Raw genomic sequence first — 26876 nt, 5'->3', positions numbered from 1 at the left:
CAATCAGACCAAAGCCCGACCAGTCCGGGGTATAAAACAATTGGCACTGGCTTATCAAGCACCCTGTTGAGTTCTCAAAGAACAACCACACACCACACCGGAAACCCCCACCAGGAGGCCCCCGACCCGGGGCATTTCGTTCACATCCCCGCCGCTCTCGCGCCGGGCACTTTTACTACGTTACCCGGTGGTTTCCGCCGTGTCAAACCGGTGTTTGCCAGTTTGTCGTGCATCGCCTTTTTGCCGGGCACCACGATTCGGCCGACTCGCGTCGGTCGCGTCGAGGAATTCGGCAGGACGGCCGTTCGCGGTCTCCCGCTGGCCCGTCCGTTTCCCTGCCGGCCGATAACCTTACCCGGTCGGTTCCGCCTCACCAAATCCGCCTCCCGGCGGATCCGGGGCACCACCCGGTTTCCAGGTCCTGCGCTCCGGCCTCCCAGGTCTTTCGCCCTGTTCGTCCGTTCCGCGCTGGCAGAGAGAAAGTTACGCGCCCGACGGATTGATCGTCAAATCCGCCGGGCGCGTCCCCCGTCACATCGTCGACGGTCGACTATCCCCGCAGCTCAACACCCGCGAACGAACGCTTCCCCCGGCGCAGCACCAGGTAGCGGCCGTGCAGCAGGTCGGCGTCGGAGACCGTCGCGTCGACCTCGGCGACCCGGACGTTGTTGACGTAGGCGCCGCCCTCGGCGATCACCCGCCGGGCCTCCTTCATGCTCGGGACCAGCCCTGACTCCTTGAGCAGGCCGGCGACGTCCGGCAGCTCGTCGACGGGCACGAGCCCCGCCTCGGCGAGCGCCGCCCGCAGCGTCTCCGGCGACAGTTCGTCCAGCGCCCCCCGCCCGAACAGCGCCTGACTCGCCGCGATCGCCTGGGCCGTCTCCCGCTCGCCGTGCACCAGCGTGGTCAGCTCCTCGGCCAGGGCCCGCTGGGCCGCCCGCGCCTGCGGACGTTCCGCGGTGGCCTTCTCCAACTCCTCCAGCTCCGACCGGGACCGGAAGCTGAAGTACCGCAGGTAACGGGTCACGTCGCGGTCGTCGGCGTTGAGCCAGAACTGGTAGAAGGCGTACGGGCTGGTCATCTCCGGGTCGAGCCAGACCGCGCCGGTCTCGCTCTTGCCGAACTTGGTGCCGTCCGACTTGGTGACCAGCGGGGTGGTGAACGCCTGCACCGGGCCGGCGCCGCGCCGGCGGACGTAGTCCACCCCGGCGGTGATGTTGCCCCACTGGTCCGAGCCGCCGTACTGGAGCTGGCAGCCGTGCCGGCGGTGCAGCTCGAAGAAGTCGTTGGCCTGGAGGAGCTGGTAGCTGAACTCGGTGTAGCTGATACCGCTCTCCAGCCGGGCCTTGACCACCTCGCGGGCCAGCATCTTGTTCACCGGGAAGTGCTTGCCGACGTCCCGGAGGAACTCCACCACCGACATCTCGCCGGTCCACTCCAGGTTGTTGACCATGCGGGCCGCGTTGTCGCCGGTGTACGTGACGAACGGCGAGAGCTGGTCCCGGATGCGCCGGACCCAGCCGGCGATGACCTCCGGCGGGTTGAGCGTCCGCTCGGCGCTCTCCTTGGGGTCCCCGATCTGACCGGTGGCGCCACCGACCAGCAGCAGCGGCCGGTGCCCGGCGAGCTGGAGCCGGCGAGCGGTGACGACCTGCATGAGGTTGCCGACGTGCAGGCTGGGGGCGGTCGGGTCGAAGCCCACATAGAACGTGGCGCTCGGGCCGTCGAGCAGCACACGCAGCTCGTCGGGGCCGGTCGAGTCCTGGATCAGGCCCCGCCACAGCAGGTCTTCGGTCAGGGAGTCCCGCCCCGGCGGGAGGTTGCTGTCGGTCACGGTCACCGATTCTCCCCCATCCCCGGCCCGGGGCCGTACCGGGTTTGCCGACGGCGGCGCCGACTAGGCTGGCGGCGCCGTCGAGCGCGAGGAGGAACCAGGGTGGAGACACCGGACCTGACCGGGGGCTACGTGGCCCTGCTGGGGCTTGAGTTGGACGAGGCCAGCGCCGACCGGGTGGTGATCCGCTGGCGGGTCCGCCCGGAGCTGCACCAGCCGCACGGGATCCAGCACGGCGGGGTCTACTGCTCGGTGGTGGAGACGGCGGCCAGCGTCGGCGGCTCGCTCTGGCTGGGCGACCGGGGCCGGGTCGTCGGGGTGTCGAACCAGACCGACTTCCTGCGCGCGGTCCGCGACGGCGAGCTGACCGCGGTCGGCACGCCGGTGCACCGGGGCCGCAGTCAGCAACTGTGGCTGGTGGAGATCACCGACAGCGACGCCCGGCTGGTCGCCCGTGGGCAGGTGCGGTTGCAGAACCTCACCGCCGACTGACGTCGGCTGCACGATTCCTACGATAACGGGGCACTGACGCCGATATCGTCGCGTCGATGAGACCAGCCGCGCCCGACCCGACGTGAGGAAGCTGCTCGCCGCCACGCTGGGCGTGCTCTCGGCCATCGGCGGCTTCGTCGACATCGGCGACCTGGTGGCGGCCAGCCAGGCCGGTGCGCTCTTCGGCATGGCCCACGCCTGGGTGCTGCTGGTCGGGGTGGTGGGCATCTGCGCGTACGCGGACATGGCCGGCCGGATCGCGGCGGTGAGCGGTCGGGCGGTGTTCGACCTGGTCCGGGAGCGGCTCGGGCCCCGGGTCGCGTTGCTCAACCTGGTGGCGTCGTGGCTGGTCACGGTCGTGACGCTGGCCGCGGAGCTGGGTGGGGTGGCGCTGGCGCTCACGCTGGCCACCGGGCTCAGCCACCTGCTCTGGGTGCCGCTGGCCGCGCTGGCGGTCTGGCTGGTGCTGTGGCGGATGCGCTTCGAGCTGATGGAGCGGATCTTCGGCCTGGCCGGGCTGGCGCTGCTGGTCTTCGCGATCGCGCTGGTGGCGTTGCCGACCGACTGGGCGGAACTCGGGCAGGGCGCCTGGCGGGTCAGCTCGGCCGGTCACGGTTGGCCGCTGTACTGGTTCGTGGCGGTGGCGCTGTTCGCGTCCACGGTCAGCCCGTACGAGGTCTTCTTCTTCTCCTCCGGTGGGGTGGAGGAGCGGTGGAGCCCGGCCGACCTGGCGCGCGCCCGCTCGAACGTCCTGATCGGCTTCCCGGTGGGCGGCTTCCTGGCGTTGTCGCTGATCGCCGTGGCGACGGTGGCCTACCACCCGTCCGGTGCGTCCCTGACCTCGCTCGACCAGGTGGCGCGGCCGGTGGCGACCGCGCTCGGCGGCGCCGGTCTGGTCGCCGCGGTGCTGGCGTTCTTCGCGGTGACGTTCGGCGCGGCGCTGGAGACCGGCCTGTCGGCGGCGTACGCGGCGGCGCAGTACTTCGGCTGGCAGTGGGGCAAGCGGGTCAGCCCGCGGGAGGCGGCCCGGTTCCACAGCGTGCTGCTGCTCGGTCTGCTGCTCGGTGTGGTGATGCTGATGACGACCGTGGACCCGGTGCGGCTGACCGAGTACATGCTGGTGCTGAGCGCGGTGGTGCTGCCGCTGACCTACCTGCCGATCCTGGTGGTGGCCAACGATCGCACCTACCTCGGGGACCGGGTCAACGGGTGGTGGGCGAACCTGCTCGGCGCCGTGTTCCTGCTGCTCATCGTCGCCGCCTCGGTGGCGGCGATCCCACTGGCGATCATGACGGGGATGGGGCGATGAGGGTCCAGCTCGCCAGGCAACTGCTCGACCGGCAGATCGTCGACGCCGAGGGCCGGCTGGTGGGGCGCGTGGACGACATCGCGTTCGCGGTGGACGGGGCGGGCTACCCGTACGTGGACAGCCTGCTCACCGGCCAGGGCGCGCTCGGGGAGCGGATCGGCGGCCGGGTCGGGCGGCTGCTGGTGGCGGTCGCCGACCGGTTCACCGACGATCCGCCGGTGCCGCCGTTGCGGGTGCCGCTGGCGGTGGTGGCCCGGGTGGACAGCGCGGTCCGGCTGCGCTGCCGGGCCGCGGACCTGCCGTCCTCACCGGTGGAGTCCTGGCTGCGCCGCCACCTGATCGAGCGGATCCCGGGGGCGTACCGTGCGAGCGGGTGAGCTGCTCGGGCGTACCGCGTACGACCTGCACGGGCGGCGGTTGGGCCGGGTGGTGGACGTGGTGGTGCGCGGGGGCTGGCCGCCGGAGCGGCTGCGGATCACCGACGTGATCGTGGCCGGGCACTGGTGGACCCGGGTGACCAGTCGGCTGATCGGGCCGGAGCTGCACCCGGCCGGGCCGTGGCTGCTGCGGGCGGTCGCCCGGCTGGTGGGGCGCAGCACCCACCAGGTGCCGGCCGACGCGGTGCGGCTGCATCCGCCGGTGGCCGGCTTCCCGTTCGGCCCACCCACCGACCGGCGCTGAGCCGACCCCGCGCCGGACGCCGCAGGGGCCGGTTCCCGCGCCGGGTGACCGGCGCGGGGCGGCGGGACCGTCAGCGGCGTGCCTCGTCGAGTTCCGGGGTGTCCGCCGGGTCGGCGTCGTCGGCCGGCTCGGTGCCGTCCGCGTCGTCGCCGTTGTTCCGCTCGCGCCGGGGACGGCGCCGGAGGTGCACCTCGACGATGGCGCGCTGGTCCACGCCGGCCACGGTCAGCTCCCAGCCGTCCACGGCGACCTGCTCCCCCGCCACGGTCGGGATGTGCCCGAGGCAGATCAGCACCAGCCCGGCGATGGTGGTGTAGTCGCCGGCGGGCCGGTTGGGCAGGTCGACCCCGAGATCGGTGAGGTCGTGCACCGGGAAGGTGCCGGGCAGCACCAGCGTGCCGTCCGCCTCGGTGTGGACCGCCTGGAGGTCGCGGTCGGTCTCGTCGTAGATCTCGCCGACGATCTCCTCGAGGATGTCCTCCAGCGTCACGATCCCGTCGACCGCGCCGCGTTCGTCCACCACCAGCGCGATGTGTTGGCGTTCGGCCTTGAACTGGCGCAGCGCGTCGACCACGGACAGCGAGTCGGGCAGCAGCATCGGTGGGCGGGCGATGTCGTCGACCGGCCGGTCGTCGGGGACGCCGACCAGGTCGCGCAGGTGGATGACGCCGACCGCGTCGTCCAGGCCGCCGTGCCGGACCACCGGCGCCCGGGAGTGCCCGGTCGCCGCCAGGACCAGCCGCGCGGCCTCCGCGGTGGTCCCGCTGTCGAGCGTGAAGACCTGCAACCGGGGTACGAGGACGGCCCGCAACTGCCGGTCGGCGATCTCCACCGCGCCGGCGATGATGGTGCGCTGCTCCTTGGTGAAGCCGTGGTTGCCGGCCACGATGTCGCGCAGCTCGTCCGGGCCGATCTCCTCCGGCTCGTGCTTCGGGTCGAGGCCGAACAGGCGGACCACCATGTCGCTGGTCGCGCCGAGCAGCCAGACCGCCGGCCGGGTGAGGCTGGCCAGCACGTCCAGCGGTCGGGCCACCACCAGCGCCCAGCGCTCGGCGGACTGCATGGCGATGCGCTTGGGGGCCAGCTCGCCGAAGACCAGCGTGACGAACGTGAGCACCAGGGTTACCGCGACGATGGCGACCGTCTCGGCGGCGTCGCCGAAGACGCCGAGCAGCGGCACCAGCGGGCGGGCCAGGGAGACGGCCGCGGCGGCGGAGGCGAGGAAGCCGGCGAGGGTGATCCCGATCTGGATGGTGGCGAGGAACCGGTTCGGGTCCTTGGCCAGCCGGGCGAGGGTGCGGCCGGCGCGGCTGCTGCGCTCCAGCCGTTGCAGTTGGCTGTCGCGTAGCGACACCAGGGCCATCTCGCTGCCGGCGAAGGCCGCGTTGACGATGACCAGCACCCCGACCAGGGCCAACTGGCTCCAGTAGCTCTGCACGACCGGTTGTCTCCCTCGACCCGATCCGGGTCGGCCGATGGCCGACTCGCCGGCCGGCAGACCCGGTCGACGTGGCCCCTCTGTGCCCCGCCGGCTCGTGCCTGAATCCTGTGCTTCTCCTGACCTGACAGAATCTTGCGGGCTCCGCATATTTGCGTGCCACGCATTTTTTGCTACGGTCGGTGCGTGAGCGGGCTGCGGGAACGCAAGAAGGCGGCGACCAGAGCGGCGCTGAGCTGGGCGGCCATCCGCCTGACCGTGACGCGCGGCTACGACGCCGTGCTGGTGGAGGACATCGCGCAGGCCGCCGGCGTGTCCCCACGGACGTTCAACAACTATTTCGCCAGCAAGGCCGAGGCGATCTCCGCCCGACACCTGGACCGCAGCCGCCGGGTGGTGGACGCGCTCCGCGCCCGGCCGGCCGGCGAGCCGCTCTGGCGTGCCATCGAGGCGGCGTTCCTCACCTCGTGGGCACCCGGTCCGGAGGTCGAGCAGTCGCCACCGGGCGCCCACGAGGAGTGGGTCGCCGGGCTGCGGGTGATGCTCGCCGAGCCGGCGTTGCAGGGCGAGATGCTGCGGGCCGGCGCGGTGGCCGCCGCCGAACTGGCCGAGGCCGTCGCGGAGCGCACCGGCACCGACGCCGGCCACGATCTCTATCCGCACCTGGTGGCCGCCGCGGTCAACGCGGGCGTCGGCGCGGCCATGCGGCACTACCTGCGCGCCGAGCGCCCCGAGCCGATGGATCGGCTGCTCTCCGACGCGCTGGCCCAGCTCGCCGCCGGGCTGCCCCCGCCGCGCTGACCCACCCCGCCCCCCGTGAGAAGGGGACCCTTCTCGACCGGAGGCGTTAACAGGGGGCCCGGCCTTTCATCCCTGGAGGAACTGTGGTGGTTGATGTGGTTGTGGTGGGGGCGGGGCCCAATGGGCTCATGCTCGCGGGTGAGTTGGCGTTGGCGGGCGTCCAGCCCGTGGTGTGCGACCGGCTGACCGCGCCGACCACCGAGAACCGGGCGAACGGGCTGGTCGGCCAGGTCGTCCGGATGCTCGACCGGCGCGGCCTGCACGAGCGCCTCGCCGGCTCCGCCGCGCCGCCACGGCCGACGCCCGGGTTCGTCTTCGGCGCGTTGCCGCTGGACCTGACCGCCGTCGCGGACAACCCGATGTACGGGCTGGCGGTGCCCCAGCGGCAGGTCGAGCGGGTGCTCGCCGAACGGGTCGCCGAACTGGGCGTGCCGCTCCGCCGCGGGTGCGAGGTGACCGCGCTGCGGCAACGCTCCGACAGGGTGGAGGTCGACTTCGCCGACGGCGGCACGCTCGACTGCCGCTACCTGGTGGGCGCGGACGGCGGACGCAGCACGGTGCGGAAGCTGGCCGGCATCGGCTTCCCCGGCGTCACCACGGACCGGTCCGTCTCGCGTACCGCCCAGGTCGGCGTGCCACCGGAGCTGGTCGACCCGGCCACCGGCGGTCTCGTCGTGCCCGGGTACGGGGTCGTGCCGCCGTTCCAGCACACCCGCACCGAGCACGGGCTGATCGTCTGGGCGCCGTTTCCCGACCGGGCGCCCCTGGTCAGCACCGTCGAGTGGCCGGCGACCCCGGAGGCGGACGTGCCGCTGACGCTCGACGGGATGCGGGCCAGCGTGGCCCGGGTGCTCGGGGTCGAGGTGCCGCTCGGCCCGCCTGCCGGGCCCGGTCCGCACCTGCTGCGCCGCCTGGCCGGCGGCAACACCCGGCTCGCCGAGCGCTACCGGGCCGGCCGGGTGCTGCTGCTCGGCGACGCCGCCCACGTCCACTCCGCGATCGGCGGGCCGGGGCTGAACCTCGGCCTCCAGGACGCGGTGAACCTCGGCTGGAAGCTGGCCGCGCGGCTGCACGGCTGGGCCCCGGACGGGTTGCTCGACACGTACGAGGCCGAACGCCGACCGGCGGCCCGGCGGGTGACCATGTCGACCCAGGCCCAGTCCGCGCTGATCGCGCCGGGCCCCGAGGTCACCGCGCTGCGCGAACTCGTCGGCGAGCTGCTCGCCCGGCCGGGGAACGCCGGGCAGGTGGCCGCGCTGATGGCCGGCGCGGACATCCGCTACGACCCGGGACCGGACGGGCCGCCGGTCGGCACCTGGGCGCCGGACCTGGTGGTGCACCGCGACACCGGGCCGGTGCGGCTGGCCGAGCTGACCCGGGACGCGCGCCCGCTGCTGCTCGACGGCACCGGCACGCTGGGTGGGACCGCCGGGCCCTGGCGGGACCGGGTCGACGTGGTCGACGGCCGGCTGGCGGGCACCGCCTCGACCGCGCTGCTGCTGCGCCCGGACTGCTACCTGGCCTGGGCGTCCGAGGCGGCGGCACCGGACCGGGACGGGCTGCGCGCCGCGCTGACCCGCTGGTTCGGCCGGCCCCGCGACCACGCGAGCGCACCGGCCTGACCTCGGCTCAGACCGGGGCGGACAGGTCCAGCACGTACGCGCCGCCCTCCGGGCGGAAGCCGAGCCGGTGGTAGTAGGGGGCGACCATGCCCGGCGGGCTGACCACCCGGCGGAAGCCCCGGTCGGTGAAGAGGCGGCTGCGCCGGTAGACGAACTCGCCGGGGGTGAAGTCGCGGAACGGCGGGGTCACGTAGTCCAGGTCGATCTGGGCCACCCCGCCGGCCTCGGCGTGCGACACCATCACGCCGACCACCTCGTCGGCGCGGACCACCAGGAACGCCGAGTGGTCGGCGGCGGCCGGGTCCCAGCGGAACGCCGGGTTGAACCGGGCGATGTCGGTGGCGTGCACCCGCAGCGTGTGGGCCAGGAACGCGTCGCCGGTGCCCACCTCCACCACCTGGTAGGTCTGCTCGTCGTGCCGGGTGGCCAGCAGCTTGCGCAGGTACCACACGTTGATCACGGTGAGCACCACGTTCAGCCCGACCATCGGCCACACGTGCAGGGCGGCGTTGTAGCCGATCAGGATCAGGCAGCCGACCAGGTTGAGCGCGCGCAGCCGCAGGATGCGCGTCTGCAGCAGGGACCAGACCAGCAGCGCGGAGCCGGCCCAGCCGACGAGTTCCAGCCAGTTCACCCCGGGGACACTAGTGGTCGCGCTGGTCAGGCGCCTCGGCGGGCAGCTCCAGCACCCACTCCTCGACCTCGACGCCGCGGCCGGGAGCGTATCCCGCGTCCTCGCCGACCACGACGAAGCCGCACTTGCGCAGCACCGCGAGCGAGGCGGCGTTGTCCTTCGCGGCGCGGGCCCGCACCGGCCGCTGCGGCAGCTCCCGCAGCAGCGCGGTGAGCCCGGCGGTGGCGTGGCCGCGCCCCCAGCGCTCCGGGTTGATCCAGTAGCTGACCTCGGTCCGGTCGTCGACCGGGAACGCCGCCACGTGGCCGACCACCTCGCCGTCGGCGACGATCGTGCGGTTGAGGATGCGCTCGTCGGCGCGGATCCGCGCCCAGTGCGCGTCGAACGCGGCCCGGTCCGCCGGGTCCTTCGGACCGAACGCGGCCATCCAGTTGGCCTGCGGGTCCTGCTCGTGGGCGAAGAACGCGGGCAGGTCGTCGTCCCGGACCGGACGGATTTCCACAGCGGGGGTCACGGCCGGGAACGATACGCGGACCCACCGACACCGGTCGGGACCTCCGGCCCGTCCCGGGTCCCGTCCGGCCCTGCCGGGGCGGCCGGCCGGGCCGCTACCAAGGAGGAGGAACCACGCAGTCGAGGGGGCCGGACCATGCGGAAGGACGTCTACGACTTCATCGAGGGTGACCGGAGCCGGGCCGACCTGCTCGGCGGCAAGGGCGCCAACCTGGCCGAGATGACCCGGCTCGGGTTGCCGGTGCCGCCCGGGTTCACCGTCACCAGCGGGGCGTAGGTCCCGAGGGTGGGGACCGAGGGCTCTGCCGGGCCGGGGCGCGCGGCGGGAGGGTGGAGAGGGAAGGTCGGGCGGAACCGAGGGAGTGAGCGTGAACGGCAACCAGCACACCGTGGACCCGTGGCGGAGCTTCCGGGACGGGTCGTGGCGCGAGACCATCGACGTCGCCGACTTCATCCACCGCAACCACGAGCCCTACCTCGGGGACGCGTCGTTCCTGACCGGACCGACCGAGCGGACGCTCGCGGTCTGGGACCGGCTGCGCGCCATGTTCCCCGAGGAGCGACGCCGCGGCGTGTACGACATCGACGCGGCCACCCCGTCCACCATCACCGCGCACGCCCCCGGCTACGTGGACCGGGAGCGGGAGCTGATCGTGGGGCTCCAGACCGACGCGCCGCTGCGCCGGGCGATCATGCCGGCCGGCGGGCTGCGGATGGTGGAGACCGCGCTGCGGGCGTACGGGCGGGAACCCGACCCGCGGGTGCACGAGATCTTCACCCGGTACCGCCGCACCCACAACGACGCGGTCTTCGACGCGTACCCGGAGGCGGTGCTCGCCGCCCGGCGCTCGCACATCGTCACCGGGCTGCCCGACGCGTACGGGCGGGGCCGGATCATCGGCGACTACCGCCGGGTGGCGCTGTACGGGGTGGACCGGCTGATCGAGGAACGCCGCGCCCACCGGGTGGCGCTGGACGGCCGGCGCAGCACCGACGACGTGATCCGGGACCGGGAGGAGCTGGCCGAGCAGATCCGGGCGCTCGGCGAGCTGAAGGAGATGGCCGCCGGGTACGGCTTCGACATCTCCCGTCCCGCCGCCACCGGCCAGCAGGCGATCCAGTGGCTCTACTTCGCCTACCTGGCCGCCACGAAGGAGCAGAACGGCGCCGCCATGTCGCTCGGCCGCACCGCCGGCTTCGTCGACGTCTACCTGCGGCGGGACGTCGCCGAGGGGCGGCTGGACGAGACCGGCGCGCAGGAACTGGTCGACGACTTCGTGATCAAGCTGCGGATCATCCGCTTCCTCCGCACCCCCGAGTACGACCAGCTCTTCTCCGGCGACCCGACCTGGTCACCGAGTCGCTCGGCGGGATGGGCGCGGACGGCCGGCCGCTGGTCACCCGCACCACGTTCCGCTATCTCCAGACGCTCTACAACCTCGGCCCGGCGCCCGAGCCGAACCTGACCGTGCTCTGGTCGCCCCGGCTGCCGGACGGCTTCACGCGGTTCTGCGCGCAGGTGTCGCTGGACACCAGCGCCATCCAGTACGAGAACGACGAGCTGATCCGTCCGGCGTACGACGACGACACCGCGATCGCCTGCTGCGTGTCGGCCATGCGGGTCGGCCGGGACATGCAGTTCTTCGGCGCCCGGGCGAACCTGGCCAAGGCGCTGCTGTACGCGATCAACGGCGGCCGGGACGAGCTGACCGGGGAGCAGGTCGCCCCGCCCACCCCGCCGGTCGGCGGCGAGACGCTCGACCACGACGAGGTGCTGGCCGCGTACGACCGGGTGTTGGACTGGCTGGCGCAGACGTACGTGGACGCGCTGAACGTGATCCACCACCAGCACGACAGGTACGCGTACGAGCGGCTGGAGATGGCGCTGCACGACCACCCGGTGCGGCGGTTCATGGCCACCGGCGTCGCCGGCCTCTCGGTCGCCGTGGACAGCCTCTCGGCCATCCGGTACGGCCGGGTCAAGGTGCTGCGCGACGAGACCGGGCTGGCCGTCGACTACGCGGTCGAGGGCGAGTTCCCGACCTACGGCAACGACGACGACCGGGCCGACGAGATCGCGGTGTGGCTGGTCGAGACGTTCGCGGCGAAGCTGCGCCGGCAGCGCACCTACCGTGACGCCGAGCTGACCATGTCGGTGCTCACCATCACGTCCAACGTGGTCTACGGCAGGCACACCGGCAACACGCCGGACGGGCGGCGGGCCGGCGAGCCGTTCGCGCCGGGCGCGAACCCGATGAACGGCCGGGACACCCATGGCCTGGTCGCCGCCGCGCTGTCGGTGGCGAAGCTGCCGTACGACGCGGCCCGCGACGGCATCTCGCTGACCGGCACGGTCACCCCGGACGGCCTCGGGCACACCCGCGAGGAGCGGATCACCAACCTGGCCGGGGTGCTCGACGGGTACGCCGACGCCGGCGGGTTCCACCTCAACGTGAACGTGCTGGACCGCGCCACGCTGCTCGACGCGATGGCCCACCCGGAGCGGTACCCGCAGCTCACCGTCCGGGTCTCCGGGTACGCGGTGAACTTCGTCCGGCTCACGCCGGAGCAGCAGCGGGACGTGGTGTCCCGGACGTTCCACGGGTCGCTGTGACCGGCCGGCCGCCGGTGGCGCCGGGCGCGGCGCCGCCGGTCCCGGACGGGGCGGTGCACTCCTGGGACACCTCGATCGGGGTGGACGGGCCGGGGACCCGGTTCGTGGTCTTCCTGGCCGGCTGCCCGCTGCGCTGCCGGTACTGCCACAGCCCGGACACCTGGTACGCGCGCAGCGGCCGGCGGCGCACGGTGGACGAGATGGTCGCCACCATCGCCCGGTACCGCCGGTTCGTCCAGGTGGCCGGCGGCGGCGTCACGGTCAGCGGCGGCGAGCCGCTGTTGCAGCCCCGCTTCACCGGGGAGCTGCTGCGCCGCTGCCACGCGCTCGGCCTGCACACCGCGCTGGACACCTCCGGCTTCCTCGGCGACCGGGCCGACGACGCGCTGCTGGACGCCACCGACCTGGTGCTGCTGGACGTCAAGGCCGGGCGCCCGGAGACGTACCGCCGGGTCACCGGCACCGGCCGGCTCGCGCCGACGCTGCGCTTCGCCCGGCGGCTGGCCGACCGGGGCACGCCGATGTGGATCCGGTACGTGCTGGTGCCGGGCCTGACCGACGCGGTCGACGAGGTGGCCCGGGTGGCGGACGTGGCCGCCGGGCTGACCGCTGTGGAACGCGTCGAGGTGCTGCCGTTCCACCGGCTCGGCGCGCACAAGTACGCCGAGCTGGGCCTCGCCTTCCCGCTCGCCGACACCGCGCCGCCGGACCCGGAGCTGCTGGCCCGGGTCCGCGGTCAGTTCGCCGCGCGCGGCCTCACCGTCACCTGACCCTCCGGTGGCGGGGGGCCGCGCGAGGGTCCCGGCCCGCACTACGATGGCGGCATGTCGACCGCACACCGCACCTCGCGTCTCCGGGGCCTGGTCGCGACCGGCGCGCGGACCACCGGCGCGCAGGCCACCGGCGCCCAGGCGACCGGGGCGCGGGCCCTCGGCGGTACGGCCGTGGGCGCGCTCGCGGTGGGCGCGCTGGCGCTCGGCGCCGTGTCGGTGGGCGCGCTCGTGGTCGGCCGGCTGGTGGTGCGCCGCGCGGTGGTCCGCGAGCTGCGCATCGGTCGACTCGAGGTGGACGAGCTGGTGATCCGGCGCGGCTCCGCCGCCGGGTGAGTCAGCCCGCCGCGGCCGTCGGATAGCCGTACAGGTCGAGCAGGCGCACCCGGGACGCCTGGAGCCGGTCCACCACGACGCTCATGAACCGGGCGGTGAGCTGCCGGCCCAGCGTGTCGTCGGACCCCATCAGCCGGCGTACCCCCTCGGCGGAGAACTCCACCGCCGTGCTGCGCCGGGTGGCCACCGCGCCGAACTGCCAGCGGTAGGGCGGGAACAGCCAGGACCAGCCGAGCACCCCGCCCGCGCCGATCGTCTCGATCCCCACGTCGCCACGACCGGGCACCGGGAAGTCCAGCGCCACCTGGCCGTCCCGGACCAGCCAGAACCGCTCGGCCGGCTGCCCGGCCCGGAACAGCCGGTGCCCCGGATGCCAGGCCACCGGGCGGGCGTAGCCGGTGAGCGGCGGCAGCCACTCGTCCGGCAGCCCGGCCAGGAACGGGTGCACGCGGAGCATCTCCAGCGGGGTCATCGCGCCTCCACTATCGGCAGGTGGGAGTCGGCACCTCATTGCACCCCACCGCGCCGCGATCCGGCAGGGCCGATGGTCCCGCGCCGCGCGGGCGGTCGCCTCTGCCCCGCCGCGACGGCCGGGTCCAGGCTGGAGGTGGACGAAGGAGGACGTGATGACCGACAGATCCGGCGCCCCCGTCGTGGTGGGCGTGGATGGTTCCCCGTCGGCGCTGGACGCGGTCCGGCTGGCCGCGCGGGAGGCGGCGTCGCGGCACCGGCCGTTGCGGGTGGTGCACGCGTTCCGGTGGCAGCCGGTCGGTACCCCGCTCGGCCCGGTCGCCGTCGTGCTCCCCGACGACGAGGTGCGGCGGGAGGCCGGGAAGCTGGTCGCCGAGGCGGTCGAGGAGGCTCGCAAGATCGACGCGGACCTCGCGGTGACCGGCACGGTGACCGACGGCGGTCCGGTCGCGGTGCTGCTGCGGGAGAGCCGCGACGCGGCGCTGCTCGTGCTGGGCCACCGCGGTCTGGGCGGCTTCGCCGAGCTGCTGGTCGGCTCCGCGGCGGTGCAGCTCTCCGCCCGCGCCGACTGTCCGGTGCTGGTCAGCCGGGGCGAGGCTCGCGCCACCGGCCCGGTGGTGGTCGGCGTGGACGGCTCGCCGGTGTCGGACGAGGCGGTGGGCTTTGCCTTCGCCGAGGCGGCGCGGCGCGGCGCCGAACTGGTCGTCGTGCACACCTGGCTGTACCCGCCGCCGGTCGGCCTCCGCGAGGCGTACGGCGACGTCATGCCCCTGCGGTACGACCCGCGGCAGCTCCGCGCCGACGAGGAGCGGGTGCTCGCGGAGGCGGTGGCCGGCTGGTCCGAGCGCTACCCGGAGGTCGCCGTGCGGCCGAGGCTGGTGGCCGCCGCGTCGCCGGCCGGGGTGCTGGTCGAGGAATCCGGCGCGGCGCAGCTCACCGTGGTCGGCGCGCACGGCCGGGGCAGCCTGGGCGGGCTGCTGCTCGGTTCGGTCAGCCACGCGGTGCTGCACCACTGCCGCAGCCCGCTGGCCGTCGTCCGGCACCCCCGGGGCTGACGTGGCCCCGGCCGCGGGACAGCCGGGCCCGTCCGCCGCGAACGCGACGGGCGGGCCCCCGCCGGGCCGGGCCGGGCGTGGCGGCGCCCGCTCGCGGGACGGCTGACGGCCACAATGGCCTGAGTCGACCGGAGGGATCGTCCGATGAACCGACCCGTCGTGGCGGGGGTGGACGGGTCGCCGTCCAGCCTGACCGCCGCCGACCAGGCCGCCGTGGCCGCCGTCGCACGCGCCCGGCCGCTGCTGCTGGTGCACGGCTACCTGCACCCGCTCGGCTACGGCGTGCCGCTCAACCCGTACGACCTCGGGGTGCCCGCGCCCACCGCGGCGGCGGAGAAGATGCTCGAACGGGTCGCCGCCGAGCTGGCCGACCGGCACCCCGGGCTGCGGGTGGAGGTGCGCCAGGTCGCCGGCGGGCCCGGCGCGACGCTGGTCGAGGAGTCCCGCCGGGCGGAGCTGGTGGTGGTGGGCAGCCGGGGGGTGGGCGGCTTCGCCGGGCTGTTGCTCGGCTCGGTCGGCGCGCAGCTCGCCCAGCACGGGCACTGTCCGGTGCTCGTCGTGCGGCCGGCGGAGCAGCCGATCCCGGTCGACGGTCCGGTCCTGGTCGGGGTGGACGGCTCCGAGTCCGCGGCGTACGCCGTCGAACTCGCCGCGGACGAGGCCGACCGCCGGGACGCGGAGCTGGTGCTGACGCACGTGCGCGCGCCGGAGCGCGGCGCGCCGGCCCCGGAGGTCGCGGCCGAGGCGACCACCGCGGAGCGGGCCGAGGCGGCCGAGTTGCTCGGCGCGGCTGCCGCTCGGATCCGGGAGGCCCACCCGGAACTGCGGGTGACCGAACGCCCCGTCGTCGCCGCCTCCCCGGAGACCGCGCTGCGGGAGGCGAGCGCCGACGCGTCGCTGGTGGTGGTCGGTTCCCGGGGCCGGGGTGGCTTCACCGGGTTGCTGCTCGGCTCGGTCAGCCAGGCCCTGGTGCAGCACGCCCACTGCCCGGTGCTGATCGCCCACCGTCCGGAGCCGGCCGACGACTGACGCCGGCCGGCGGACGCCGGGCGAGCCCGATCAGGTCGGGTCGTGGCCGGCCAGCAGCGCGGCGAAGTCGGTGGTGAGGGCGAACGGGTCGGCCGGCCCGGACACGGCCGGGCGACGGTCCACCTGCTCGGCCAGCTCGGCCGCGGCGCGCCGGATCCGGGCCCGCAACGCGCTGTCGCCGTCGTCACCGGCCCAGTCCTCGGGCGCGGCGAAGACCGCTGTCGGCAGCACCACCGCCCGCAGGTAGGCGAACATCGGCCGGACCGCGTGCTCCAGCGCGAGCGAGTGCCGCGCGGTGCCGCCGGTCGCCCCGACCAGCACCGGCGTGCCGGCCAGCGCGTCGCGGTCCACCACGTCGAAGAAGGACTTGAACAACCCGTTGTAGGACGCGTTGAAGATCGGGGTGACGGCGATCAGCCCGTCCGCCGCCGCGACGGCGTCAAGCGTGCGGCGCAGGGCGGTGGGCGCGAAGCCGGTCAGCAGGTGGTTCACCACGTCGTGGGCGTGCTCGCGCAGGTCCACCGGGCGCAGCTCCACGTCGGCCCCCCGGCCGACCAGGTCGTCGCGGGTGGCCGCGGCGAGCTGGTCGGCGAGCAGGCGGGTGGACGAGGGCTGGCCGAGACCGGCCGAGACGACCGCGAGGGTACGCCGGGTCATCGCGCCTCCTCCGGGCTCGTCGCGGCGTCCCGGGCGGCCAGCAGGGCGGCGTGGGTGGGCGCCTCCGGCACGTGCACCGGACGCATCGAGTCGAACTCCTTGCGCAGCACCGGGACCACCTCCTCGCCCAGCAGGTCGAGCTGTTCCAGCACCGTCTTCAGCGGCAGGCCGGCGTGGTCCATCAGGAAGAGCTGCCGCTGGTAGTCGCCGACGTACTCGCGGAAGCCAAGCGTCCGGTCGATGACCTGCTGCGGGCTGCCGACGGTCAGCGGCGTCTCCCGGGTGAACTCCTCCAGCGACGGGCCGTGCCCGTAGACCGGGGCGTTGTCGAAGTACGGCCGGAACTCGCGCACCGCGTCCTGCGAGTTGCGGCGCACGAAGACCTGCCCGCCGAGTCCGACGATCGCCTGGTCCGGCGAGCCGTGGCCGTAGTGCGCGAACCGCTCCCGGTAGAGGCCGACCATCCGCTCGGTGTGCTCCCTGGGCCAGAAGATGTGGTTGGCGAAGAAGCCGTCGCCGTAGTACGCGGCCTGCTCGGCGATCTCGGGGCTGCGGATCGAGCCGTGCCAGACGAACGGCGGTACGCCGTCGAGCGGACGCGGGGTCGAGGTGAACGACTGGAGCGGGGTGCGGAACCGGCCCTTCCAGTCGACCACGTCCTCGCGCCACAGCCGGTGCAGCAGGTCGTAGTTCTCAATCGCGAGGGGGATGCCGTTGCGGATGTCCTGCCCGAACCACGGGTAGACCGGGCCGGTGTTGCCGCGACCCATCATCAGGTCCACCCGGCCGTCGGCCAGGTGCTGGAGCATCGCGTAGTCCTCGGCGATCTTGACCGGGTCGTTGGTGGTGATCAGCGTGGTCGAGGTGGACAGGATCAGCCGCTCGGTGCGGGCCGCGATCCAGCCGAGCATGGTGGTCGGCGACGACGGCACGAACGGCGGGTTGTGGTGCTCACCGGTGGCGAAGACGTCCAGACCGACCTCTTCGGCCTTGAGCGCGATGGTGGTCATGGCCTTGATCCGGTCACGCTCGGACGGCAGCCGCCCGGTGGTCGGGTCGACGGTGACGTCACCGACGGTGAAGATTCCGAACTGCATGACCAGCTCCTCGGGTGAGATCCGGACCGGCCGGCCCGACATCGTCCCGCACAACCTATTTGACGAGTCAACTATTCCAACACCCGCCCACCCTCCATCGATCTTGCGTTTGCGGCCCCCGCAACGCCCCCTTCATCCCGTTGTCGGAGGGCGACAACTGCAAGATCGCCGCGGGGGCGGACCCCGGGCGAGCGTCTGGTTCGGCGGATACGCTTGCCGGCCATGACGTACCCCTGGCTCGACGCGCCGGCCGCGGACATCGCGGACACCGCGCGGACCCTGCTCGGCTGGACCGTGTCGGCGAACGGCGTCCGCGTGCGGCTGACCGAGGTGGAGGCGTACGCCGGCACCGGTGAGGATCCCGCGTCGCACGCCCACCGGGGGCCGACCCCGCGCAACCGGGTCATGTTCGGCCCGGCCGGGCACGTGTACGTGTACTTCGTGTTCGGCATGCACTGGTGCGCCAACATCGTCTGTGGCCGCGACGGCGAGGCGGCGGCGGTGCTGCTGCGCGCCGGCGCGGTGGTCGACGGCGTCGACACGGCCCGCGAGCGGCGGCCCCGCGCCTCGGACCGGGACCTGGCCCGGGGCCCGGCCCGGCTGGTGACCGCGCTGGGCCTCGACCGGGACGCCAACGGCACCAACGCGGTCGACGGCACCGGCCCGCTGCTGCTGGCCCCGCCGGAGAGCCCGGTCGACCCGGCGCGGATCGTCGCCGGCCCCCGGGTCGGGGTGGCCGCCGCACACGACCTGCCGTGGCGGTTCTGGCTGGCCGACGAGCCGAGCGTGAGCGTCTACCGCCGGCACACCCCCCGCCGCCGCCAACCCACACCCCCCTAGCACCCACCCACCCACCCACCCTCACCCCGTTGATCAAGGAGTTTGCGCCCGGGGGACGCCGTACGGCGACGCGAACTCCTTGATCGACCGCGGTTCGGGTGGGACCGGTGGGCGGTTTTCGCAACCTGTGGCGCTCCGGGGGCGTCTGAACCGGGAGGGCACGGTGTTGCGTGCGAATGACTTTCAACGGGGTGTTGACAACAGCCCGTTCTGGGGTGTGGGATGGACGGCATGGTCACCGTGGACAACGACCCGTTCACCGCGCCGGATGCTGCCCAGGCGCGGGCCCACCGCAACTACGCGGCACTGGTGCGCATCGCCGAGCGGCACGCCGGCACGAACGCCCGCCGGCGGCGCTACGCGCACCCCGACGTGCCCGACGCCTACGAGGCGGCCACGCTGGTGATGGCGCTGGCCGGCGGCGCGGAGCTGGCCGCGGGCGAGGAGCCGGTCGACCAGGCCGACCTGATGGCCGCGCTGACCCTGATCCCGCACGTGCGGGCCGAGGTGGACGTGTTGGAGGCCGGGCTGTTGCAGGTGGCCCGCGGCCGGGGCATGACCTGGCAGGCGATCGCGTTCGGGCTGGGCCTGGGCAGCGCCCAGGCGGCCCGGCAGCGCTACGAGCGGCTCACCGTCCGCACCGGCACCGGCGACTGATTCCGCCCGCTGTCACAGCTTCGGGCGAGACTGTGCCGGACGACGACGGCACGGGAGGACGCGATGACGCGCGAGGAGATGCTTGCCTACTGCCTGGCCAAGCCAGGAGCCTGGCTCGACCGGCCGTGGGAGGCCGACGAGGTGGTGAAGGTGGGCAGCCGGATCTTCGCGTTCCTCGGCTCGCCCGACGGTGCGGCCCGGCTCGGGGTGAAGTGCGGGCCGTCCCGGGAGGTGGCCGACGAGTGGCTGCACCGGTTCCCGGCCGACGCCCGGCCCTCGCCCTACATCGGCCGGTCCGGGTGGAACACGTTACGGCTGGACGGTGGCATCCCCGACGACGAGCTGATCGAGGCCGCCGACGGGTCGTACGACGCGGTGGTGGCCAAGCTGCCGAAGCGGGAGCGGCCGACGGCCTGAGCCCCGCGCGGTGGCCGGACCACCACGCGGGGCGTCCCGGTCAGCGGGGCACGACCTGCTCGGCCGCCCAGTCGCGCCAGCCGGCCAGCTTGTCGGCGGCGGTGGCGAGCTGGTCGGCGACCGGCCCGGGGCCGGTGGAGCCGGGGGTGGTGCGGGCGGCGAGCGCCGAACGCACCGAGAGCACGTCGCGCACCGAGGGGTCCAGGTGCTCGCTCACCGCGGTCAGGTCGGCGTCGGAGACCTCGTCCAGCGCGCAGTCCCGGGCCGCGCAGAGCGCCACCAGCCTCCCGGTGATCTCGTGCGCGTCACGGAACGGCACGTGCCGGCGGACCAGCCAGTCGGCGACCTCGGTGGCCAGCGAGAAGCCCGACGGCGCGGTGGCCACGAGCCGGTCCACCCGGACCGTCATCGTGGAGATCATCCCGGCCAGCGCGGGCAGCAGCAACTCCAGCGTGTCGACCGCGTCGAACGCCGGCTCCTTGTCCTCCTGCATGTCCCGGTCGTAGGTCATCGGCAGGCCCTTGAGCATGGTGAGCACGCTCATCAGGCCGCCGACCAGCCGGCCGGACTTGCCCCGGGCCAGCTCGGCGATGTCCGCGTTCTTCTTCTGCGGCATGATCGACGAGCCGGTGGCGAACGAGTCGTCCAGCTCGACCCAGCCGAACTCCTGCGACGTCCAGAGCACCACCTCCTCGCCCAGGCGGGACAGGTGCACGCCGACCATCGCGGTGACGAAGAGGAACTCGGCCACGAAGTCCCGGTCCCCGACCGCGTCCATCGAGTTGGCGAACGAGGTGCGGAAACCCAGCTCCTTGGCGACCGCCATCGGGTCCAGCGGCAGCCCGGAGCCGGCCAGCGCGCCGGCGCCGAGCGGGCTGACCGCGGCCCGCTCGTCCCAGTCGCGCAGCCGGTCCAGGTCCCGCAGCAGCGGCTGCACGTGGGCAAGCAGCCAGTGCCCGAACGTCACCGGCTGGGCGTGCTGGAGATGCGTCATGCCGGGAGCGGCGGTGTCCACGTGCCGCTCCGCCTGCTCGACCAGCGCCTCGGCCAACTCGACCAGCCGGGCGGCCACCCCGCGGGCGTGGTCGCGCAGATAGAGCCGCAGGTCGGTGGCGACCTGGTCGTTGCGGGAGCGGCCGGCGCGCAGCTTGCCGCCGAGGCTGCCCAGCCGCTCCAGCAGGCCGCGCTCCAGGGCGGTGTGCACGTCCTCGTCGTCCACGGTGGGGCGGAACGCCCCGGAGGCGCAGGCCGCCTCCAGGTCGTCCAGCGCGGCCAGCATCCGCCCCAACTCGTCCGGGTCGAGCAACCCGGCGCCCGCGAGGACCCGGGCGTGCGCCCGGGAACCGGCGATGTCGTACGGGGCGAGACGCCAGTCGAACTGGACGCTCACCGACAGCCGCGCGAGCGCCTCGGCGGGTCCGCCGGCGAACCGACCTCCCCAGAGGCTCGTCCGGTTGGCGGCGGCGCTGTTCTCGGTCAGGCTCTTGTCGTCCACCCCTCCCATTCTGGTGGTCACGACCGCGCCCCGTCCCACCGGGCGTCCCGTGCGGCGGCCATCGCGCTGGGCAGCCCCCAGAGCCGCACGAAGCCCGTCGCGAGCGACTGGTCGAACGTGTCGCCGGTGTCGTAGGTGGCCAGGCCGAAGTCGTAGAGGCCGACCTCGGAGCGCCGGCCGGTCACCACCGCCCGGCCGCCGTGCAACGTCAGCCGCACCTCGCCGCTGACGTGCCGCTGGGTCTCCTCGACGAACGCGTCCAGCGCCCGCTTGAGCGGGGAGAACCAGAGTCCGTCGTAGACCAGCTCGCCCCAGCGTTGGTCGACACCGCGCTTGAACCGGGCCAGGTCCCGTTCGACGGTGACCGCCTCCAGCTCCTGGTGCGCGGTGATCAGGGCGATCGCGCCGGGCGCCTCGTACACCTCGCGGCTCTTGATGCCGACCAGCCGGTCCTCGACCATGTCGAGCCGCCCCACGCCCTGCGCCCCCGCGCGGCGGTTCAGCTCCAGGATCGCCTGGTACGGGGTGACCGTCTCGCCGTCGAGGGCGACCGGGACGCCGGCGTCGAACGTGATCACCACCTCGTCGGCGTCGCGTTCCTCGGCCGGGTCGGCGGTGTACGCGTACAGGTCCTCGACCGGCGCGTGCCAGATGTCCTCCAGGAAGCCGGTCTCCACGGCCCGGCCCCACAGGTTCTGGTCGATCGAGTACGGGGACCGGGCCGTCACGTCGATCGGCAGCCCCTTCTCCTCGGCGAACGCGATCGCCTTGTCCCGGGTCCAGGCGTAGTCCCGGGCCGGTGCGACGACCCTCAGGTCGGGGGCGAGCGCGTGCAGGCCGACCTCGAACCGGACCTGGTCGTTGCCCTTGCCGGTGCAGCCGTGCGAGACGATCGTGCCGCCGTGCCGGCGCGCGGCGGCCACCAGGTGCCTGACGATCAGCGGCCGGGACAGCGCGGAGACCAGCGGGTAGCGGTCCATGTAGAGCGCGTTGGCCCGCACGGCCGGCAGGCAGTGGTCGGCGGCGAACTCGTCGCGCGCGTCGACCACCTCGGACTCGGCGGCGCCGCAGTCCAGCGCGCGCTGCCGGATGACGTCCATGTCCTCGCCGCCCTGGCCGACGTCGACCGCGACCGCGATCACCTCGGCGCCGGTCTGCTCGGCCAGGTACGGGATGGCGACGGAGGTGTCGAGACCCCCGGAGTACGCCAGGACGACCCGCTCGGTCATGGTGTGGTGTTCCCTTCCACGGTCTCGTCCCGGCGGGCCCACGCGGCGAGCCGGTCGCCCAGCGCGGCGCCGCCGTCGGCCTCGCGGGCCACCACGAGGATGGTGTCGTCGCCGGCGATGGTGCCGACGATCTCGGACAGGCCGGCCCGGTCCAACGCGCTGGCCAGGTAGTGCGCGGCGCCCGGCGGGGTGCGCAGCACGGCGATGTTGCCGCTGGCGTCGACGCCGTTGAGCAGCTCCCGCAGCAGCCGCACCAGCCGGGCGGGTGCCCCCTCGGCGTCGCGCAGCGGCCGGTGGCCGTCCTCGGGGATCAGGTAGACCCCCCGCCCGTCGCCGCCGCGCGCGGTCACCGCGCCCAGTTCCTTCAGGTCACGGGAGAGCGTGGCCTGGGTGACCTGGATGCCGTCGCCGGCGAGCAGGTCGGCCAGCTCGGTCTGCGAGTGGACGGCGCCGTCGCGGATCAGCTCGACGATGCGGGCGTGCCGGGCGGCGCGGGTCAGCGGGGCGGTCATGTGGATGCCTCCAGGAGAAAGGTCAGCAGCGCCTTCTGGGCGTGCAGGCGATTCTCCGCCTGGTCGAACACCGCGCTGCGCGGCCCGTCGAGCACCTCGTCGGTGATCTCCTCGCCCCGGTGGGCGGGCAGACAGTGCAGCACGATCACGTCCGCCGCGGCGTGGTCGAGCAGGGCGTCGCTCACCTGGTACGGCCGGAACGGGGTGACCCGATCCTGCCCGTCGGCCTCCTGCCCCATCGACGTCCAGGTGTCGGTGGCGACCACGTGCGCCCCGCGTACCGCCTCGACCGGGTCGGTGTGCACGTCGACCGAGCCGCCGGTGCTGGCGGCGATCTTCTCGGCGCGGGCCACGATCTCCGGGTCCGGCTGGAACCCGGCCGGGCCGGCGATCCGGACGTGCATCCCGGCGGTCGCGCCGGCCAGCAGGTACGAGTGGGCCATGTTGTTCGCCGCGTCACCGACGTACGCCAGGATCCGCCCGGCGGTGGCGCCGAACCGCTCCCGCACGGTGAGCAGGTCGGCCAGCAACTGGCAGGGGTGGAACGTGTCGGTGAGCGCGTTGACCACCGGCACGGTGGCGTGCGCCGCGACCTCGGCGATCCGGTCGTCGCCGTGGGTCCGCAGCACGATCGCGGCGACGTAGCGGGACAGCACCCGGCCGGCGTCACCGAGCGTCTCGCCCCGGCCGAAGTGGGTGACCTGGGTGTCCACCACGAGGGGATGACCGCCCAGCTCGGCGATGCCGACGTCGAACGAGATCCGGGTGCGCAGGCTCTGCTTGTCGAACAGCACCGCCACCGATCGGGGGCCGGCCAGCGGCCGGTGGGTGTAGCGGTCGGTCTTCATCCGGGCGGCGAGGTCCAGCACGGCGGCCTGCTCGGCCGGCGTGAGGTCGTCGTCGCGCAGGAAGTGGCGGATCATGCGGGGGCCTCCGTGCGGCTTGCGGGGGTGGGCGCGGAGACGGTTGCCGCCTCGGCGGGGACGGTCGCGGTCGCCCCGGCGGGCACGGTGGTGTCGGCGGGGACGGCGTCGAGCGCGGCGGGGAGCGCGGCGAGGAACGCGTCGGCCTGCTCGACGGTGAGGATCAGCGGCGGGGCGAGCCGGACCACGCCCGGCTGCACCGGGTTGACCAGGAAACCGGCCTCCCGCAGCGCGGTCGACACCGCGCCGGCCACCGGCCGGTCGAACACGACGCCGAGCAGCAGGCCGGCGCCACGCACCTCGCGTACCAGCGGGTGCCCGAGCGCCTCGACGCCGCGCCGCAGCCGCGCACCGATGCGCGTGACGTGGTCGAGCAGCCCCTCGTTGGCGATCGTGGCGATCACCGCGAGCGCGGCGGCGCAACTGACCGGGTTGCCGCCGAACGTGGTGCCGTGCGAGCCGGGGGTGAGCAGGTCGGCGGCCCGGCCGAAGGCCAGGCAGGCGCCGAGCGGCAGGCCGCCGCCGAGCCCCTTGGCCAGCGTGACCACGTCCGGCTCGACGCCCTCGGCCTGGTGGGCGAACCAGTGCCCGGTGCGGCCGACGCCGGTCTGCACCTCGTCGAGCACCAGCAACGCGCCGTGCGCGGCGGTGATCCGCCGGGCCGCGGTGAGGTAGCCGGGCGGCGGCACGACCACTCCGTTCTCGCCCTGGATCGGTTCGACGATCACCATGGCGGTGGCATCGGTGACCGCCTCGGCGAGCGCGTCGACGTCGCCGTACGGCACGTGGGTGACGTCGCCGGGCAGCGGGCGGAACGGGTCGGCCTTGGCCGGCTGGCCGGTGAGCGCCAGCGCGCCCATGGTCCGGCCGTGGAAACCGCCGTGGGTGGCCACCACGTGCCGTCGACCGGTGAGCCGGGAGAGCTTGAACGCGGCCTCGTTCGCCTCCGCGCCGGAGTTGGCGAGGAAGACCCGGCCGGGTCGGCCGGCCAGCGCGAGCAGCAGCTCGGCGAGCGCGACCGGCGGCTCGGCGACGAACAGGTTCGACACGTGGCCGAGCGTGGCGACCTGCTTCGACACGGCGGCCACCACCGCCGGGTGGGCGTGGCCGAGCGCGTTGACCGCGATGCCGCCGAGCAGGTCGACGTACTCCCGGCCGGTCTCGTCGACCACGACGGCGCCGGCGCCCGAGACGAGCGCCAGCGGCGGCGTGCCGTAGTTGTCCATCATGGTCGCGCCCCAGCGCCGCACCAGCGTGCTCATGAATCGACCGTGCCTTCCCTGTTCGCGACTGCGGGGCTCGCAAGCTCGCTCCTCGCGCTCACGACCATCGTTCCGAACCCTTCCGAGGTGAAGACCTCCAGCAGCGTGGAGTGGGCGACCCGGCCGTCGACGACGTGCGCGGCGGGCACTCCCCCGCGCACCGCCCGCAGGCAGGCCTCCATCTTCGGCACCATGCCCGACTCCAGGGACGGCAGCAGCGTCGCCAGGTCGTCCGCGGTGATCTCGCTGACCAGGCTCGTCGTGTCCGGCCAGTCCGCGTAGAGGCCGGCGACGTCGGTGAGGACGACCAGCTTGCGCGCCTTGAGCGCGACCGCGAGCGCGGCGGCGGCGGTGTCCGCGTTGAGGTTGTGCAGCACCCCGTCGACGTCCGGCGCGACAGTGGAGATGACCGGGATCCGGCCGGCCGCGATCAGGTCGGTGACCGCGGAGACGTCCACCGACGCCACGTCGCCGACCTGCCCGACATCGACCGGTTGCCCGTCCACGTACGCCGGTCGGCGTACCGCGGTGAGCAGCCCGCCGTCCTCGCCGGAGAGCCCGACCGCGAACGGGCCGTGCGCGTTGACCAGCCCGACCAGTTCCCGGCCGACCTGCCCGACGAGCACCATCCGCACCACGTCCATGGCGTCCGGGGTGGTGACCCGTAGACCGCCCCGGAACTCGCTGGCGATGCCGAGCCGGTCGAGCATGGCGGAGATCTGCGGGCCGCCGCCGTGCACCACGACCGGCTTGAGGCCGGCGTACCGGAGAAAGACCATGTCCGCGGCGAACGCCCGCCGCAGCTCGGGATCGGTCATCGCGTGGCCGCCGTACTTGACCACCACGGTGGCGCCGGCGAACCGGGCCAGCCAGGGCAGCGCCTCGATCAGCGTGGCGGCCTTGGCCTGGGCGCGGGTGAGGTTGTCACTCATCATGTGGAGTACGCCGAGTTCTCGTGCACGTACCCGTGCGACAGGTCGTTGGTCCAGATGGTCGCGGCGGCGGCGCCGGCGTGCAGGTCGATGCGGATGGCGACGTCGCGGCCGGCGAGGTCCACCTTGGCCCGGTCCTCGGCGGCGGCGCCGCCCCGGCACACCCAGACGCCGTTGACCGCCACGTCGACCTCGTCCGGTTCGAACGCGGCGGCGGTGGTGCCGACGGCGGCGAGGATCCGGCCCCAGTTCGGGTCGTTGCCGAACAGCGCGGTCTTGACCAGGTTGTTGCGGGCCACCGCGCGCCCCACCTCGACCGCGTCGTCCTCGCTCGCCGCGCCGACCACCTCGATCGCGACCTGCTTGGTGGCGCCCTCGGCGTCGGCGATCAACTGCCGGGCCAGGTCGTGACAGGCGGCGGTCACCGCGTCGGTCAGCTCGGCGAGGCTGGGCTCGATGCCGGAGGCGCCGCTGGCCAGCAGCAGCACGGTGTCGTTGGTGGACATGCAGCCGTCGGAGTCGACCCGGTCGAAGGTGACCCGGGTGGCGGCCCGCAACGCGGCGTCCAGCACGTCCGGCCCGGCCACCGCGTCGGTGGTGAGCACGCAGAGCATGGTCGCCATGGCCGGGGCCAGCATGCCGGCGCCCTTGGCCATCCCGCCGACGGTCCAGCCGCTGCCGGGGGCCACCGTGGTCTTCGGCCGGGTGTCGGTGGTCATGATCGCCTCGGCGGCCGGCCGGCCACCGTCGCGGGACAGGGCGCGCACCGCGTTTCGGACGCCGGGCAGCAGCTTCGGCATCGGCAGCCGCTCGCCGATCAGGCCGGTGGAGCAGACCGCGACCTCGCCGGCGCCGACGATCAGCCGGGCACTGCTGCCGGTGAGCACGGCGGCGGTGTGCTCGGCGGTGGCGTGGGTGTCCTGGAAGCCGGCCGGGCCGGTGCAGGCGTTCGCGCCACCGGAGTTGAGCACCACCGCCCGGACCACGCCGCCGTGCACGACCCGCTGGGTCCAGAGCACCGGGGCGGCCTTCACCCGATTGGCGGTGAAGACCCCGGCGACGCCGGCGTCCGGCCCGTCGTTGACGACCAGGGCGATGTCGGCGCCGGAGGTCTTGAGGCCGGCGGCGACACCGGCGGCGCGGAAGCCGCGGGGGGTGGTGACGGTCACGGGGCTTTCCTTTCGTTCGCGACTGCGGGGCTCCGCTTCGCTGCACTCCTCGCGCTCACGGGGCTTTCCTTTCGTTCGCGACTGCGG

Annotated in this window: 28 protein-coding genes and 2 pseudogenes; 16 read left to right on the top strand and 14 right to left on the bottom strand. The window is 74.0% G+C overall.

What is annotated here, in order from left to right; all coding sequences use genetic code 11:
• Nucleotides 1–550: 550 nt before the first annotated feature.
• Complete coding sequence (gene tyrS / locus ACZ6O5_RS18160) at nucleotides 551–1834, bottom strand: tyrosine--tRNA ligase (RefSeq protein ID WP_465978504.1); 1284 nt, start codon at nucleotides 1832–1834, stop codon at nucleotides 551–553.
• A 102-nt stretch (nucleotides 1835–1936) separates the two neighbouring features.
• Between tyrS and ACZ6O5_RS18155 the strand changes: the two genes are divergently transcribed.
• From ACZ6O5_RS18155 to ACZ6O5_RS18140, 4 genes are all read left to right on the top strand, one after another.
• On the top strand, nucleotides 1937–2326 hold the full coding sequence (locus tag ACZ6O5_RS18155) for a PaaI family thioesterase (protein ID WP_465978472.1): 390 nt from the start codon (nucleotides 1937–1939) through the stop codon (nucleotides 2324–2326).
• Nucleotides 2327–2408: 82 nt separating this feature from the next.
• Nucleotides 2409–3635, top strand: a complete 1227-nt coding sequence (locus ACZ6O5_RS18150) for an NRAMP family divalent metal transporter (RefSeq protein WP_465978470.1) — start codon at nucleotides 2409–2411, stop codon at nucleotides 3633–3635.
• Complete coding sequence (locus ACZ6O5_RS18145) at nucleotides 3632–4012, top strand: hypothetical protein (RefSeq protein WP_107160171.1); 381 nt, start codon at nucleotides 3632–3634, stop codon at nucleotides 4010–4012. The genes ACZ6O5_RS18150 and ACZ6O5_RS18145 overlap by 4 nt, the downstream gene beginning before the upstream one ends.
• Nucleotides 3999–4316: a PRC-barrel domain containing protein gene (locus ACZ6O5_RS18140; RefSeq protein ID WP_465978468.1), complete on the top strand. Its 318-nt coding sequence runs from the start codon at nucleotides 3999–4001 to the stop codon at nucleotides 4314–4316. Before ACZ6O5_RS18145 ends, ACZ6O5_RS18140 begins: the two co-directional genes overlap by 14 nt.
• Before the next feature lie 70 nt (nucleotides 4317–4386).
• Here ACZ6O5_RS18140 and ACZ6O5_RS18135 read toward each other — a convergent pair whose 3' ends face one another.
• Entirely contained in the window at nucleotides 4387–5754 is a 1368-nt protein-coding gene (locus tag ACZ6O5_RS18135; RefSeq protein ID WP_465978466.1) for a hemolysin family protein, read from the bottom strand.
• A 186-nt stretch (nucleotides 5755–5940) separates the two neighbouring features.
• Here ACZ6O5_RS18135 and ACZ6O5_RS18130 point away from each other — a divergent pair, with 186 nt between their 5' ends.
• Nucleotides 5941–6555, top strand: a complete 615-nt coding sequence (locus ACZ6O5_RS18130; protein ID WP_465978464.1) for a TetR/AcrR family transcriptional regulator — start codon at nucleotides 5941–5943, stop codon at nucleotides 6553–6555.
• 83 nt (nucleotides 6556–6638) lie between these two features.
• Complete coding sequence (locus ACZ6O5_RS18125) at nucleotides 6639–8177, top strand: FAD-dependent monooxygenase (RefSeq protein ID WP_465978462.1); 1539 nt, start codon at nucleotides 6639–6641, stop codon at nucleotides 8175–8177.
• Nucleotides 8178–8184: 7 nt separating this feature from the next.
• Here the strand turns inward: ACZ6O5_RS18125 and ACZ6O5_RS18120 are convergent, their stop codons facing one another.
• Entirely contained in the window at nucleotides 8185–8811 is a 627-nt protein-coding gene (locus ACZ6O5_RS18120; protein ID WP_465978460.1) for a hypothetical protein, read from the bottom strand.
• 10 nt (nucleotides 8812–8821) lie between these two features.
• Nucleotides 8822–9325, bottom strand: coding sequence for a GNAT family N-acetyltransferase (locus ACZ6O5_RS18115; RefSeq protein ID WP_465978458.1), 504 nt, complete (start codon nucleotides 9323–9325; stop codon nucleotides 8822–8824).
• A gap of 135 nt (nucleotides 9326–9460) precedes the next feature.
• Here ACZ6O5_RS18115 and ACZ6O5_RS18110 point away from each other — a divergent pair.
• The 5 genes and pseudogenes from ACZ6O5_RS18110 to ACZ6O5_RS18090 form a co-directional block, all read left to right on the top strand.
• Nucleotides 9461–9598 (top strand): annotated as a pseudogene (locus ACZ6O5_RS18110) (PEP/pyruvate-binding domain-containing protein); the annotation flags it as partial.
• Nucleotides 9599–9686: 88 nt separating this feature from the next.
• A pseudogene (locus ACZ6O5_RS18105) lies at nucleotides 9687–11452 on the top strand (pyruvate formate lyase family protein); the annotation flags it as partial.
• A 21-nt stretch (nucleotides 11453–11473) separates the two neighbouring features.
• Nucleotides 11474–11938, top strand: a complete 465-nt coding sequence (locus tag ACZ6O5_RS18100; protein ID WP_465978502.1) for a glycine radical domain-containing protein — start codon at nucleotides 11474–11476, stop codon at nucleotides 11936–11938.
• Nucleotides 11935–12708, top strand: coding sequence for a pyruvate formate-lyase-activating protein (gene pflA / locus ACZ6O5_RS18095; protein WP_465978456.1), 774 nt, complete (start codon nucleotides 11935–11937; stop codon nucleotides 12706–12708). The genes ACZ6O5_RS18100 and pflA overlap by 4 nt, the downstream gene beginning before the upstream one ends.
• Before the next feature lie 54 nt (nucleotides 12709–12762).
• Nucleotides 12763–13044, top strand: coding sequence for a hypothetical protein (locus ACZ6O5_RS18090; RefSeq protein ID WP_465978454.1), 282 nt, complete (start codon nucleotides 12763–12765; stop codon nucleotides 13042–13044).
• A 1-nt stretch (nucleotide 13045) separates the two neighbouring features.
• Here the strand turns inward: ACZ6O5_RS18090 and ACZ6O5_RS18085 are convergent, their stop codons facing one another.
• A complete protein-coding gene (locus ACZ6O5_RS18085) occupies nucleotides 13046–13516 on the bottom strand; it encodes a cyclic nucleotide-binding domain-containing protein (protein WP_107160149.1) in 471 nt (156 codons plus the stop codon).
• Between the two features lie 154 nt (nucleotides 13517–13670).
• On the opposite strand from ACZ6O5_RS18085, the gene ACZ6O5_RS18080 reads away from it, so the two are divergent.
• Nucleotides 13671–14570 carry a universal stress protein gene (locus ACZ6O5_RS18080; protein WP_465978452.1) on the top strand — a complete coding sequence of 300 codons (900 nt, stop codon included), beginning with the start codon at nucleotides 13671–13673 and terminating at the stop codon, nucleotides 14568–14570.
• A 144-nt stretch (nucleotides 14571–14714) separates the two neighbouring features.
• Nucleotides 14715–15599, top strand: coding sequence for a universal stress protein (locus ACZ6O5_RS18075; protein WP_465978450.1), 885 nt, complete (start codon nucleotides 14715–14717; stop codon nucleotides 15597–15599).
• 30 nt (nucleotides 15600–15629) lie between these two features.
• On the opposite strand, the gene ACZ6O5_RS18070 is transcribed toward ACZ6O5_RS18075, so the two are convergent.
• A complete protein-coding gene (locus ACZ6O5_RS18070; protein WP_465978448.1) occupies nucleotides 15630–16256 on the bottom strand; it encodes a CE1759 family FMN reductase in 627 nt (208 codons plus the stop codon).
• Nucleotides 16253–17353: an LLM class flavin-dependent oxidoreductase gene (locus ACZ6O5_RS18065; RefSeq protein WP_465978446.1), complete on the bottom strand. Its 1101-nt coding sequence runs from the start codon at nucleotides 17351–17353 to the stop codon at nucleotides 16253–16255. The genes ACZ6O5_RS18070 and ACZ6O5_RS18065 overlap by 4 nt, the downstream gene beginning before the upstream one ends.
• Before the next feature lie 222 nt (nucleotides 17354–17575).
• Here ACZ6O5_RS18065 and ACZ6O5_RS18060 point away from each other — a divergent pair, with 222 nt between their 5' ends.
• From ACZ6O5_RS18060 to ACZ6O5_RS18050, 3 genes are all read left to right on the top strand, one after another.
• Nucleotides 17576–18193, top strand: a complete 618-nt coding sequence (locus tag ACZ6O5_RS18060) for a DNA-3-methyladenine glycosylase (protein WP_465978444.1) — start codon at nucleotides 17576–17578, stop codon at nucleotides 18191–18193.
• A gap of 222 nt (nucleotides 18194–18415) precedes the next feature.
• Nucleotides 18416–18850, top strand: a complete 435-nt coding sequence (locus tag ACZ6O5_RS18055; protein WP_465978442.1) for a DNA-binding protein — start codon at nucleotides 18416–18418, stop codon at nucleotides 18848–18850.
• 63 nt (nucleotides 18851–18913) lie between these two features.
• The gene (locus tag ACZ6O5_RS18050; protein WP_425791662.1) at nucleotides 18914–19267 is read left to right on the top strand and encodes an MmcQ/YjbR family DNA-binding protein; all 354 of its coding nucleotides are present in this window, start codon (nucleotides 18914–18916) and stop codon (nucleotides 19265–19267) included.
• 40 nt (nucleotides 19268–19307) lie between these two features.
• Here ACZ6O5_RS18050 and argH read toward each other — a convergent pair whose 3' ends face one another.
• Genes argH through argJ form a run of 7 tightly spaced genes read right to left on the bottom strand, consistent with a single transcriptional unit; the run spans nucleotide 19308 to nucleotide 26789 of the window.
• On the bottom strand, nucleotides 19308–20771 hold the full coding sequence (gene argH, locus ACZ6O5_RS18045) for an argininosuccinate lyase (RefSeq protein WP_425791704.1): 1464 nt from the start codon (nucleotides 20769–20771) through the stop codon (nucleotides 19308–19310).
• Between the two features lie 8 nt (nucleotides 20772–20779).
• Nucleotides 20780–21991, bottom strand: a complete 1212-nt coding sequence (locus ACZ6O5_RS18040; RefSeq protein WP_465978440.1) for an argininosuccinate synthase — start codon at nucleotides 21989–21991, stop codon at nucleotides 20780–20782.
• Nucleotides 21988–22503 carry an arginine repressor gene (locus ACZ6O5_RS18035; RefSeq protein ID WP_281939801.1) on the bottom strand — a complete coding sequence of 172 codons (516 nt, stop codon included), beginning with the start codon at nucleotides 22501–22503 and terminating at the stop codon, nucleotides 21988–21990. The genes ACZ6O5_RS18040 and ACZ6O5_RS18035 overlap by 4 nt, the downstream gene beginning before the upstream one ends.
• Complete coding sequence (gene argF / locus ACZ6O5_RS18030) at nucleotides 22500–23426, bottom strand: ornithine carbamoyltransferase (protein WP_465978438.1); 927 nt, start codon at nucleotides 23424–23426, stop codon at nucleotides 22500–22502. Before argF ends, ACZ6O5_RS18035 begins: the two co-directional genes overlap by 4 nt.
• A complete protein-coding gene (locus ACZ6O5_RS18025; RefSeq protein ID WP_465978436.1) occupies nucleotides 23423–24688 on the bottom strand; it encodes an acetylornithine transaminase in 1266 nt (421 codons plus the stop codon). Before ACZ6O5_RS18025 ends, argF begins: the two co-directional genes overlap by 4 nt.
• Nucleotides 24685–25623: an acetylglutamate kinase gene (gene argB / locus ACZ6O5_RS18020; protein ID WP_465978434.1), complete on the bottom strand. Its 939-nt coding sequence runs from the start codon at nucleotides 25621–25623 to the stop codon at nucleotides 24685–24687. The genes ACZ6O5_RS18025 and argB overlap by 4 nt, the downstream gene beginning before the upstream one ends.
• Entirely contained in the window at nucleotides 25620–26789 is a 1170-nt protein-coding gene (argJ, locus tag ACZ6O5_RS18015) for a bifunctional glutamate N-acetyltransferase/amino-acid acetyltransferase ArgJ (protein WP_465978432.1), read from the bottom strand. Before argJ ends, argB begins: the two co-directional genes overlap by 4 nt.
• Nucleotides 26790–26876: the final 87 nt, after the last annotated feature.

Source organism: Micromonospora sp. NPDC049201 (assembly GCF_055586805.1).
This window is presented reverse-complemented; position numbering and strand designations above follow the sequence as displayed.